We start from the raw sequence: 11,303 nt of genomic DNA, 5'->3' as shown, positions 1-11,303 counted from the left end.
GTCATGCCAGGCAGGGTGCGAGGGGAGTTGAGGAACGGCGCCCAGGGCCTGGGCCCGGGGCGGCGTTGGCCTTACCAGGCGGCGCGCAGACCCACCTGGGCACCATGGTTGCGGTAGCCGCTGTCGCCACGCTGCACACGCAGGTCACCCCATGCGCTCCAACGCTGGCCCAGCTGCAGCTGGGCACCGGCCTGCACTTCGTAGCGGTTCTCCGGCGTCTTCGCGCTCAACGACTCGCTGTTGAAGCGCATGGCCTCATCGCGCTGCCCACGCAGCCAGTTCGCCGCCAGGAACGGTTGCACGCGGTTGCCCTGCAGCGTGCTCTGGCCAAACAGGCGTACGCCGAGGCGGCTGTTGAGGCCGCCGCCGCGACCGTCTTCGACCGTGGTGCCATTGTTTTCGACCAGGCTGTCGCCGTCGTAGTCGGTCCAGGTCAGCTGCGCCTGCGGCTGCAGGTACAGCATGCTGGCCTCAGTGCTGCGGATGGCCCAGGCATAACCGGCTTCCAGCGATGCACTGCGGGTCCTGGAGTCGTAGGTCTCGCGGGCGATGCCTTCGCCCTGCACCTCGTTGTCGAAGCGCGCCGCCTGCAGCCAGCCGTCCACATACAGGCCGGCACTGCTCTGTGCATCCTGCACCCAGCCCAGGTAGACACCGGCCGACTTGCCCTTGACCTTGCCGCGGGTGCCATAACCGCTCAGCGTCGACACCGCCTGTGTGGTCGCCTCGCCGGTGCCGAGCATCACGCCGACCTGGCCGCGGCCATCGCCCCAGCGCCAGACATCGCTGCCCAGCTGCAGGGTGTTGATGTGGGTACGGGCATCGACCTGGCCGGCCACGTTGGCTTGCAGCTGGTCACGCCCGGCGCGCACCCAGGTACCGATGCGGGCACGGTCGAAACCGGGCTCGCCGCGGTCATGGCGGCGCAGCTGGAACATCTGCACGGCCGCGGCCTGGTTGGCCAGGTACGCGCCCGGCTCCGGGCGCAGCACGGGGACCGGATCGACCGGATCGGTGGGATCGACCGGGTCCACAGGGTCGACCGGATCCACTGGATCCACCGGCGTGCACTCCGGCAGCGCCGGATTGATGTCGCACGGATTGCCGGTGTAGGCCGAGGTCAGGTACCAGTTTCCGTTGTTGGCGCCCGGAGTGCCCTTGCGCAGGAAATACTCGTACATGCCACCGATGGCGCGGCCCTGCAGCGCGAGCTGGCCATTGCTGGCACCGTCCACCTGCACCAGCGCAATGCCGTTGATGGTCTGTGCGCCAGCACCGGCAATGTTGTTGACGGTGACCTGGGTGGTACCGCTGGTATCACCGGTCACGTGCATGCGCGAACTCGCTGCGTCGTCGCCGGCCAGCACCGTGTTGAAGTGCAGGGTGCCGCCGTTGCCGGTGTAGTTGCCGTTGACGGTCAGCTGCGGATAGGCCGCCGTACCCGCAGCACCGAGGAAGATGTTGCTGCCTGCACCCAGGGTGAGGTTGCCGGTGTTGCTGTCGCCGGACAGCGTCCAGCGGCCGCCCTGGTCCACGATGACATCGGCCGGACCGAGGATGCGGCCGGTGAGGTCGAGGCCATCAAGGAAGCGCAGCGTGCCGCTGGCGGTATCGGCGATGGTGAAATTGCCGGCCAGCGTGGAAGTTCGGCCGGTAAAGTCGAACAGGGCACCTGCATTGGCCTGCAGGAGGTTGCCGTTGCCACCCTTCAGCGTGGCGCCGTTCTGCACAATGAAGCGGTTGACCTGCGGAGTTGAGCCCACGGCTTGCGCGCTGAGCGCTGCGCCAGCGGTTCCTTCCACCGAAGAGCCATCGACAAGTACGTACCACCCATCCGGGCCGATGGCGGGTTGGCCACCAGCGTTGAATCTGCTGTAGATGCCATCCTGCGCGCCGACGACGGAAGAACCGCTGCGCAGTTCCAGAATGCCCGCCAGCATCTCGACGCCGTGCACATTGCCAGCAAAGGCCGTCGATGAGGCACGGATGGTTCCGCCACCCGAAATGCGCGAAGCCGTGAAAGAACTTTCGACGCGGCTGTTTGAAATGGCGATGACTGTGCGCGTCGATGTCGGGTTGGACAGTACGGCACCGGTGTTCAGGCCGGCCAGCGTGCTGTCTCGGATGTCGCCGACGGAATCCGTCAACGTGACCTGGCCGGCGGATGCGTTGCTGAGGGTGAGTGTCGAAACTTGCGAATTTACTGAGCCGACGCGAGTGCCGTCGACGGTCAGCTGCGAATTGCCACGGAGCGTGAAGTCCTGCCCGACCCAGACATGGCCCGGAACGACCGTAGCGGACGCGCCGTTGGTCAGATCAACGGCCGCGGCCTCCATGGAGGGCACGAGAATCAGCCCGGCGAGTGCAAGCGCCAACCGCGAACGGACGAAAGTGGAAGGAAACTTCGGCGTGAACTGCATCATGCGCATGGGTGTTTCTCCTTGAAGCTCATTGGGGTGGGACCTGCAACCGCAGGGCCGGAGGCGGCACTTTGCGGATCGGATCTTGCCTGGGCCATGCAATTAATCTGAAACGACTGCAGCGGCACTTGCCGGATTCAAACCCCGTTCAATAACTCACCAAACTGAATGGAGCGCGCGGTCTGAATAATTCAGCGTGCGTGAGAGCACAGTGAATGGCGCGTGCAGGATGTCCAACCTGCGCATTTGCGACACAGATCTGTGATGGCGCCCGCAGTTCATCGGCACGGCGATGCCGTGTGGAAGGCTGGAGTCGGGGTGTGCGGGGCAGGGCCCTTTCCTGCGGAAAGGGATCCGACCCAGGGGGAGATTGATCAGCCGCGGCGGAACGCGGCGGGGGTGCGGGCGCCGACGATGATCATGCGGATCATCGTGGAGATCTGTTCGACCAGCTCCGGATCCTTCTCCGGCGGCAGGTCCATGGCGGTGGCGCCCATCGCGAACACCAGCCGGGTGATGGCCTTGGCCACCAGTTCCGGGGCATGCAGCACGGCGCCATCCAGTGCGGCCAGCCGCACCAGGTCGTGCTGCAGCTCTTCTTCGAAGTAGTGCAGCTCACGTTCGACCGCGTGCTTGAAGTCGTCCGAGCCGACCGCGCCTTCGCGCAGCAGCACGTGCAGCAGCTTGTCGTCGGCGCGCAGCTGCTCCATGAAGGTCTCCACGGAAACGCGCACCACGCTGGTGGCGGTGGAGGTGGCGCGCTGGCGGGCCTCGCCGATGATGGTGCGCAGCGAGCGGCCGGCGGCGTCGATCAGCGCCACGGCCAGTTCATCCATGTCGCGGAACTGCCGGTAGAAGCTGTTCGGCGCGATGCCGGCCTCACGTGCCACTTCGCGCAGGCTGAGCGTGGACAGGCTGCGGTGCGGCCCGATCAGTTTCAGGGCGGCGGCCAGCAGATCCTCGCGGCTCACCGTGCGGCGGGCCGGGCTGTTGGCATCTTCGGGCGTCGACAAGGCGGTGGCGGCGGCCATGGGGGTTCCGGTGGGGCGAGGCTGAATCATACCCAATCCGGTTCAATATACACATGTATACACAGGTGTATGTGCGCCCGTATAGTTCGCTCATGAGCGCTGTCGTCCGTCCGTCCCTGTTCTCTCCGTACCGCTGGGTCTCGCCGTCGCTGTTCGATTTCTGGGCGGGCCAGCTCAATCCCCTGTGGACCCTGCGCGAGCCGGTGGCCCGCCTGGTCCGGCGTGAGCCGGCCGGCGAGGGCGCCGCTACCCTGGTCCTGCGCTGTAACCGGCACTGGGCCGGCATGCGCGCCGGCCAGCACGTCACCCTCGGCGTGGAGATTGAGGGACGTCTGTGGCAGCGCAGCTACAGCCCGACGGCACTGGGCCCGCGCGAGCTGGCGATCACCGTCAAGGCAGTCGAGGGCGGCCGGGTCAGCCAGCATCTGGTCAACCATGCGCAGCCGGGCGAGCTGTTCCGCCTCGATGCCGCCTTCGGCGAGTTCCATATGCCTGCCGCCGCGCCAGTGCTGCTGCTGGCTGCCGGCAGTGGCATCACGCCGATGCGCAGCCTGTTGCGCGACGCCTGCAAGCGCCCGCTGGCAGCACCGGTGGACCTGTTCTATTGGGAGCGCACCGACGCCCATCTGCAGTTCCGTGATGAACTGCAGGCGCTGGCAGCCACGCATCCGAACCTGCGCGTGCATCTGCTGACCACCCGCGAGGGTGAGGCGCCGGCCGCGCGTATCGATACCCATGACCTGCAGGTGGCTGGCGATGACACGCCGCTGGTGCAGCGCCATGTGCTGGCCTGCGGCCCGGATGGGTTCGTTGCCGCCGCCCGTGAACGCCTCGCGCACCAGGTGGCCGGCTTCCAGGCCGAAGCTTTCACTCCGCCGGCACCGCTTCGCGATGCCAGCAGCGAGGGCGAGGTGTCGCTGACGCTTGCGCGCAGCGGTCGCCAGCTGAGCGTGCCGCGTGGCCGCTCGTTGCTGGAAAGCCTCGAAGCCCATGGCATCAAGCCCAAGCATGGCTGCCGCATGGGCATCTGCAACAGCTGCAGCTGTGACCGCGTCAGTGGCGCGACCCGCCACCTGCGCACCGGCGAGCTGCAGTCCGAATCGGCACAGCCGGTGCGGATCTGCGTGAGCGCACCGACCACCGACCTGACCCTGGATCTCTGAGGACCCGTTGCCATGACCCGCGCTACCGACCGTGCTCTGAGCACCACCGAGATGCATGCCTTCGGCCAGGAACTCGATGCGATCCGCGACCGCGTGATCGGCAGCCTTGGCGCTTCCGATACCCGCTACATCCGCCGCGTGGCTGCCGCCGTGCGCTGGTTTGGCGTGGGCGGCCGTGGCCTGTTGTTCCTGGCGGCGTTCTCGCCGCTGTTCTGGATGCCGCTGCTGTGGCCGGCTGCGATCGTCGGCACGCTGCTGCTGGCGCTGTCGAAGATCCTGGAGAACATGGAGCTGGGCCATAACGTCATGCACGGCCAGTTCGATTGGACCGGCGACCCCAAGCTCAACGGCAACACCTACGAGTGGGACATCGTTGCCACCGCCGACAACTGGCGCAAGACGCATAATTTCCGCCACCACACCTACACCAACGTGCGTGGCATGGACGATGACATCGGCTACGGTCTGCTGCGCATCTTCCCGGAACAGCGCTGGAAGCCGTTCTACCTGCTGCAGCCGATCATCGCGCCGATCTTCGCGCTGCTGTTCCAGTGGGGCGTGGCCGCTCAGGACCTGCGCCTGGGCCGTTGGCTGAAGGGTCGTATCAGCGGCCGTGCGATGTGGATGCAGACCCGCCCGGTGGCACGAAAAATGGCCCGCCAGGTGCTGAAGGACTACGTGTTCTTCCCGCTGCTGGCCGGCCCGTTCTTCCTCACCGTGATGCTGGGCAACATGGTGGCCAACGGCCTGCGCAACATCTGGACCTACGTGATCATCTTCTGCGGCCACTTCACCGCCGAATCGGAAACCTTCCCGAAGGAATGCCTGCGCAATGAATCGCGCGGCCACTGGTACCTGCGCCAGCTGCGCGGTTCGTCCAACATCAGCGGTGGTTTCGTGATCAATGTGCTGTCGGGCAACCTCAGCCACCAGATCGAGCACCACTTCTACCCGGACCTGCCGGCCAACCGCTATGCGGCCATTGCCAAGGAAGTGAAGGACATCTGCCGCCGTTACGGCCAGCACTACAACAACGGTTCGCTGCCGCGCCAGTTCGGCCAGGTGGTCTGGCGCATCCTGCGCCACGCGTTCCCGAGCAAGCCGCGCCGCCTGCCGATGTCGGACATCATGTCCGCACCGGCATCGGCCAACGCGGGCTGATCGACTCAGCCCGCCTTCGCCAGGGCCGCCTGTTCGCGGTCCAGGCGTCGCAGGAACACCTGCATTTCCTTGCGTGCCTGCTGGTCACCCTTGCTGCCGGCCACGCTCAAGCCGCGTTGCCATGCTTCGCGCGCCGCCTGCGGTTGGCCACTGGCCAGCCAGGCTTTGCCCAGCAGCTTCCAGGCGGCCGAGTACTGCGGATCAAGCACCACGCAACGGCCCAGATGGGTCGCTGCGCGCACCGGATTGCCGGCATCCAGCCAGCCCTTGCCCAGGCCGAAGCGCAGCAGCGCGCCGTCCTTGCCGCTGGCCAGCATGCATTCCAGAGCCTCGATGTTCATCAGCGCACCTCCACCAGCAGCTCGGCCGGTCCCGGCTGAAAGCGGCCGCGATGGAACAGCAGCGGCGCGCCGCCGTTCTCGTGCACTTCGATGATGCGGCCGGCCAGCAGCAGGTGATCGCCCACCGGCCACTGTGCGTGGCGGGTACAGCTGAGATGCGCTACCGCACCGGCGATGCGTGGCGGGGCGTCCTCGTCGTCATCCAGCAATGCGAGGCCGTCGAAGCGGTTGCGTACCTGCGGATCGGCAAAGCGCCGGGCCAGCGCTTCCTGGTCGGCCGCGAGCACGCTGATCGCAAAGCGGGTGGCGCGCTGGAAGGTGGACAGGCTCTGCGCGTGCAACGCCAGGTTCCACAGCACCAGCGGCGGCTGCAATGACACCGGCACGAACGAATTGATGGTCAGGCCGATGGGTTTGCCCTGCGCATCACGTGCGCAGACGATGGCCACGCCGGTAGGAAAGTGGCCGAGCAGCCGCCGCAGTGCACGCGGCGGCATCTCGACCGACGGCACCGGGGCCGGGGCGGGGAAGACCCCCGCCCACGGCCCGGCGTACGGCAGTGTTTCGCCGCTCATGAGGCCCTGGCCTGGCGGTAGCGCCGGCCGACCTCGGCCCAGTTGATGATGTTGAAGAACGCACCGATGTAGTCCGGGCGACGGTTCTGGTAGTGCAGGTAGTAGGCGTGTTCCCAGACATCCAGTGCGAGGATCGGGGTGTTGCCGGACAGGCCCACGGCTGCACCCATCAGCGGGCTGTCCTGGTTGGCGCTGCTTTCCACCTGCAGGCGGCCATCGCGATCGCTGGTCAGCCAGGCCCAGCCGCTGCCGAAGCGGGTCTGCGCCGCCTTGGTGAAGGCGTCCTTGAAGGCATCGAAGCCGCCAAGATCGCGGTCGATGGCGGCGGCCAGCTCATCATCGGGTGCACCACCGTTGGTGCTGAGCACCGTCCAGAACAGGCTGTGGTTGGCGTGGCCACCGCCGTTGTTGCGGACTGCGCCGCGCTGCGCCTCGGGTACCGCATCGAGGTTGGCGATCAGCGCCTCGACCGGCTGCTCGGCGATACCGGCCTGCTCGATGGCGGCATTGAGGTTGTTGACGTAGGTCTGGTGGTGCTTGCTGTGGTGGATCTCCATCGTGCGCGCATCGAAATGCGGCTCGAGGGCGTCGTAGGCATAGGGAAGCGGGGGAAGCGAGTACGACATCGAAGCAATCTCCGTGGGGAAGGCCAGAGAGCTGGCCGTGGGGAGACTGTTATCGCACCTCAACATTGGTTGAGGTCAAGGGGCGGGGGTGAAATGCCTGCGCTGACGGCGCCTTGATTCATTCCGTGTTGCAGGTGCGGAGACGGAGTCAAAGGCAAGAGGAAGAGCGGGTTCAGTAGTGCCAGCCCATGGCTGGCAGCATTCATGCAATGCGAGCTGCCAGCCATGGGCTGGCACTACTGAGCCCGCTTTCCCACACGTATCAACAAAAGCGCCGGCAGGCGAACCCGCCGCCAGCGCTTTCATCAACTCAACTCAGCCAATCCTTGCAGGCGCCATCCACCTGGTCACCGCACGCCTGCTGCATCCGCTGCTGCAACCGCGCCAGCGTCTCCGCACCCTGGTGCTTGCCGCTCCACGTCTTCAACTGCCCGGCCAGGCGCTCGAAGCGCTGGCGGGTGCGCTGGTGGTAACCCGACGGCTGCGCTTCCAGTTCGGCGATCAGCGAGGCGGTGGCCTGCTCGATGCGTGGTGCGTCGTCCGGCGCCAGCTTCAGCAGGCCCTCTACGTACAGCACGCCCCACTGCACGCGGGTGGCCGGGCCCTGGGCACCGTCGTAGGCACGCTTCAACCACTCCAGCGCACCGGCGGTGTCGCCGCGCTGCTCGGCCAGTTCGGCCAGTTCGGGCATGTAGTAGTACGGCTGTTCGCTGCGCTCCAGCTCGGCCAGCAAGAGTGCCTCGGCACCTGCGTCGTCGCCAACCTCGCGCAGGGCATAGACCGCGCTGCTGATCGTGGCCTGACGCGCATGCGCATCGGTGGCGGCGGCATCGGCAGCGGCCACGCGCTGCTTGACCCGATCAACCAGCGCGGCGGGCAATCCACCCTTCGGCTGCTGCTGGCGGGCCAGCGATACTTCGGTCAGCGCACGCGACAATGCGTCGTCGGCGCGATCACCGCGCTCGGCATCTGCGCGCTCCAGTGCGACCAGAAGCTGCTGTCCCAGCGTGTTGCTGGTGGCCGGCCCGGCACTGGCCTGCTTGACCAGCTGCACGCCTGCATAGCCCAGCAACTCACGGTTGCGGCGCACTTCCGCCGGTTGCGCCAGCACTGCCTGCAGCAGCTCGCGTACTTCAGTGGGCGAGGCATCGGGCTTTTCGGCCGTTGCCAAGGCCAGCAGGGCGAAGCGGCGCTGCAGGGCAGCGTCGGGTGCTGCCTTGGACAACTGGCGCAGCACATCCTGGCTCCTGCGCTCGCCGGCCAGGCGGTTGGCGTCGACTTCCCAGCCGTAGTCGCCCAGTACCTGCCAGTCTTCGGCGGCCAGGCGGTCCGGCGTCGCCAGCGAGGTGGCCAGGGTGGCGGCAACAGCACTGCGGCGGCCTGCGGCAACGGTCAATGCCCGGGTCAGTTCGGCGGCGTCGTTGCCGCCGGCCACGCGCGTGATTTCGTTGCGCTGTGGGTCCAATACGATCAGGGTCGGATAGCCGCGTACGCCGAAGCGCTCACCCCAGGCCTGCGCACCTTCCTCGTCGCCATCCAGATAGACGGGAACGAATTTGCTGGTCAGCGCGATGAAGGCCGGGTCCTTGAACAGCCCCGCCTTGAGCTGGTTGCACGGCGGGCACCAGACGGCGCCCCAGTACAGCAGCACCGGCTTGCCGCTGTCGGCGGCTTCGGCGAAGGCATCGTCCACATCGCCCTGGCGCCAGGCGATGGCCGTGGCCGGCGCGGGTGCCTCGGCGGAGTTGGCGGTGGAAACCGGGGCCGGGGTGCAGGCGCTCAGCGCCGAAGCCAGCAGCAACACGGAAAGCGCGACGCGCATCGGCAGCATCTCGAAGGGCAGGGGGACAGGCCATTGTAAGAATGGCCGGGGAGCCTGCTGATTCAGTTTGCTCATGACGGGCGTGCTGCAGGGCATGACGCCCGCCGGGCATTGCCGGGCGGATGCCCTCAGGCCGCTGCCCGCACCATCTGCTGATACACCAGCCCATTGAACTCGCCGACGTCGCCGTCCAGCACGAAGCCATAGCGCAGGTAGGTCGGTACTGCATTGAGCGAGGCGCGCACGCTCAGGACCGGCTCGCGCACCTGCGGGAGCACCGCTTCGAACAGGGCATGGCCGATGCCCTGGCCCTGGCAGGCGGGATCGACGAACAGCATCGCAAGATGCCGGCCTTCCTTCAGTTCGATCATGCCGACGATGTGGCCGTCCTGCTCGGCCACCAGGATGTGGTTGTCGCCCTGCAGGCGCGCGCCGAACGCTTCGGCAGCGGCGACGCTGACGAAGGTGGCGATGCCGGCCGCGCCGAGCGAAGGCGCGACCGCCGCATTGAACGCAGCCAGGCACACCGCGCTGATCGCGGGCAGGTCATCGGCGTGGGCAGGGCGAATCTTCGGCATGCAGTGTTCTTCCGGTGGTGGGCGGCACGTCATCGTCGCCGCAGGCCTGCACGCTAAGCTGGCGGCATGAGTGATTTCAATCCTGCTTACGCGGCCTTGTTTCCGCAACAGGGCCTGAGCCTGGGCCTGATGACGCCGGTGGCGTCGCATGGGCTGGCCGATCCGCACGAGGCGCGACGCATCGCGCGATTGGCCGATGACCTGGGCTTTGCCGCGTTGTGGACGCGCGACGTGCCGTTGATGGTGCCGCAGGGTCCGGACGCGACAGCGAGCGCGCTGGATGAGCCGTTCCTGTGGCTGGGCATGTTGGCTGCCGCGACCGAACGCATCGTGGTCGGCAGCGCAGCCATCGTGCTGCCATTGCGTCAGCCGCTGCAGGTGGCGAAGTCGGCCTTGAGCCTGGACCGGATCAGCGGCGGACGCTTCGTACTGGGCCTGGGTTCGGGTGACCGCCCGGAAGAATTCGCCGCATTCGGCGAGGATCTGGAGGGCAGGGCGGCGACGTTCCGGGAACGCTGGACGTTGCTGCGGGCGGCGCTGTCACCGGAGGCCGATGAGCGGACCGCCGTACTGCAGGCGACGGGTGGCTTCGACGTGCTGCCGGCGCCGGCAGCGCGCATTCCGATGCTGGTGGTGGGTACCGCGCGGCAGAGCCTGCAGTGGATCGCGCGCGAGGCCGAAGGCTGGGCCACCTATCACCGCGAGGAGGCCGCGCAGGAAGGACGCATCGGCCTGTGGCAGCAGGCGCTGGTGCAGCGCGGTGGACCAGGCAAGCCGTTCGTGCAGTCGATGGTGCTGGATCTGCAGGCGGATCCGCAGGCGCCAGCCGCGCCGCTCCCGCTGGGCCTGAAGGTCGGCCGCGATGGCCTGCGTGACTATCTGCTGCGCGTGCATGCGCAGGGCGTGGCGCATGTGATGTTCAATCTGGTCGACAACGGGCGACCGATGGACGCGGTGCTGCGCGAGATTGGTGAGCAGGTTCTGCCGCATATGCTCCGGTAGGTGTCCACCTTGGTGGACACGCCCTATCGTTGCCGCCGCTGCGCTCGCCGGGCATGGCCCGGCGCTACCCGCCGGTGTCCGGAACGTTCGCATCTGCGTATCATTCGCATTTGATACCCCGATGCCGGAGCCCCGCGTGACCCAACGTTCCCCCATGCACCCGACCGGACGCCTGTTCGCCGCGGTCGCTTTCATCGAGGCTGTGACCTGGGCCGGCCTGCTCATCGGCATGTGGATGAAGTACGGCCCCATGGCCAACGTCGCGCTGGTGAAGCTGTTCGGGCCGCTGCACGGCGTGGCCTTCCTGGTCTATGTGGCAGTCACCCTGTTTGTGGCAGTGCGCCTGCGCTGGCCGTGGTGGGCCAGTGCCCTGGCGCTGCTGGCGGCGATCCCGCCGCTGGTGACGCTGCCGCTGGAATGGTGGTTCAAGCGCCGTGGCCTGTTGGGCCTGCGTGCAATGCGCTGAACCTACTGTTGCATGCCCATTCAAGAGAATGGGTATCAAATGCAAATACGAGCCGTTATCATTTGAGGATGGCGTTCGGTCCTGAGTAGGACGGATGCCGGGCGGGGCGTGTAGACGC

12 protein-coding genes are annotated in these 11,303 nt (G+C 67.1%); 5 read left to right on the top strand and 7 right to left on the bottom strand.

The window, feature by feature from the left end; all coding sequences use genetic code 11:
* Nucleotides 1–71 precede the first annotated feature (71 nt).
* On the bottom strand, nucleotides 72–1,940 hold the full coding sequence (locus tag ABR323_RS04765) for an autotransporter family protein (RefSeq protein WP_439448437.1): 1,869 nt from the start codon (nucleotides 1,938–1,940) through the stop codon (nucleotides 72–74).
* On the opposite strand from ABR323_RS04765, the gene ABR323_RS04760 reads away from it, so the two are divergent.
* Complete coding sequence (locus ABR323_RS04760) at nucleotides 1,927–2,445, top strand: hypothetical protein (protein ID WP_439448436.1); 519 nt, start codon at nucleotides 1,927–1,929, stop codon at nucleotides 2,443–2,445. The genes ABR323_RS04765 and ABR323_RS04760 overlap by 14 nt on opposite strands.
* 349 nt (nucleotides 2,446–2,794) lie before the next feature.
* On the opposite strand, the gene fabR is transcribed toward ABR323_RS04760, so the two are convergent.
* The gene (gene fabR, locus ABR323_RS04755; RefSeq protein WP_005409961.1) at nucleotides 2,795–3,451 is read right to left on the bottom strand and encodes an HTH-type transcriptional repressor FabR; all 657 of its coding nucleotides are present in this window, start codon (nucleotides 3,449–3,451) and stop codon (nucleotides 2,795–2,797) included.
* 92 nt (nucleotides 3,452–3,543) lie between these two features.
* Here fabR and ABR323_RS04750 point away from each other — a divergent pair, with 92 nt between their 5' ends.
* Both ABR323_RS04750 and ABR323_RS04745 read left to right on the top strand, forming a co-directional pair.
* Entirely contained in the window at nucleotides 3,544–4,614 is a 1,071-nt protein-coding gene (locus ABR323_RS04750; RefSeq protein WP_439448435.1) for a ferredoxin reductase, read from the top strand.
* Between the two features lie 12 nt (nucleotides 4,615–4,626).
* Nucleotides 4,627–5,775, top strand: a complete 1,149-nt coding sequence (locus tag ABR323_RS04745; RefSeq protein ID WP_135274078.1) for a fatty acid desaturase family protein — start codon at nucleotides 4,627–4,629, stop codon at nucleotides 5,773–5,775.
* Between the two features lie 5 nt (nucleotides 5,776–5,780).
* On the opposite strand, the gene ABR323_RS04740 is transcribed toward ABR323_RS04745, so the two are convergent.
* The 5 genes from ABR323_RS04740 to ABR323_RS04720 all read right to left on the bottom strand — a co-directional run bounded on the left by ABR323_RS04740 (nucleotide 5,781) and on the right by ABR323_RS04720 (nucleotide 9,717).
* On the bottom strand, nucleotides 5,781–6,116 hold the full coding sequence (locus tag ABR323_RS04740) for a tetratricopeptide repeat protein (protein WP_008267331.1): 336 nt from the start codon (nucleotides 6,114–6,116) through the stop codon (nucleotides 5,781–5,783).
* A complete protein-coding gene (locus tag ABR323_RS04735) occupies nucleotides 6,116–6,691 on the bottom strand; it encodes a flavin reductase family protein (protein ID WP_126927964.1) in 576 nt (191 codons plus the stop codon). The genes ABR323_RS04740 and ABR323_RS04735 overlap by 1 nt, the downstream gene beginning before the upstream one ends.
* Complete coding sequence (locus ABR323_RS04730; RefSeq protein WP_062606210.1) at nucleotides 6,688–7,317, bottom strand: superoxide dismutase; 630 nt, start codon at nucleotides 7,315–7,317, stop codon at nucleotides 6,688–6,690. Before ABR323_RS04730 ends, ABR323_RS04735 begins: the two co-directional genes overlap by 4 nt.
* A gap of 310 nt (nucleotides 7,318–7,627) precedes the next feature.
* Nucleotides 7,628–9,148, bottom strand: coding sequence for a thioredoxin family protein (locus ABR323_RS04725; protein WP_439448587.1), 1,521 nt, complete (start codon nucleotides 9,146–9,148; stop codon nucleotides 7,628–7,630).
* Between the two features lie 119 nt (nucleotides 9,149–9,267).
* On the bottom strand, nucleotides 9,268–9,717 hold the full coding sequence (locus tag ABR323_RS04720; protein ID WP_439448434.1) for a GNAT family N-acetyltransferase: 450 nt from the start codon (nucleotides 9,715–9,717) through the stop codon (nucleotides 9,268–9,270).
* Between the two features lie 66 nt (nucleotides 9,718–9,783).
* On the opposite strand from ABR323_RS04720, the gene ABR323_RS04715 reads away from it, so the two are divergent.
* Together ABR323_RS04715 and ABR323_RS04710 are read left to right on the top strand one after the other, a co-directional pair.
* Nucleotides 9,784–10,719, top strand: a complete 936-nt coding sequence (locus ABR323_RS04715; protein ID WP_439448433.1) for a TIGR03571 family LLM class oxidoreductase — start codon at nucleotides 9,784–9,786, stop codon at nucleotides 10,717–10,719.
* A 154-nt stretch (nucleotides 10,720–10,873) separates the two neighbouring features.
* A complete protein-coding gene (locus tag ABR323_RS04710) occupies nucleotides 10,874–11,185 on the top strand; it encodes a DUF3817 domain-containing protein (RefSeq protein ID WP_439448586.1) in 312 nt (103 codons plus the stop codon).
* The last annotated feature ends 118 nt before the right edge of the window (nucleotides 11,186–11,303 follow it).

It is taken from the genome of Stenotrophomonas sp. ATs4 (assembly GCF_051861585.1).
GTDB lineage: Bacteria > Pseudomonadota > Gammaproteobacteria > Xanthomonadales > Xanthomonadaceae > Stenotrophomonas > Stenotrophomonas maltophilia_AS.
Note: the sequence above shows the minus strand (reverse complement) of the source record. Positions and strands in the feature narration are given on the sequence as shown.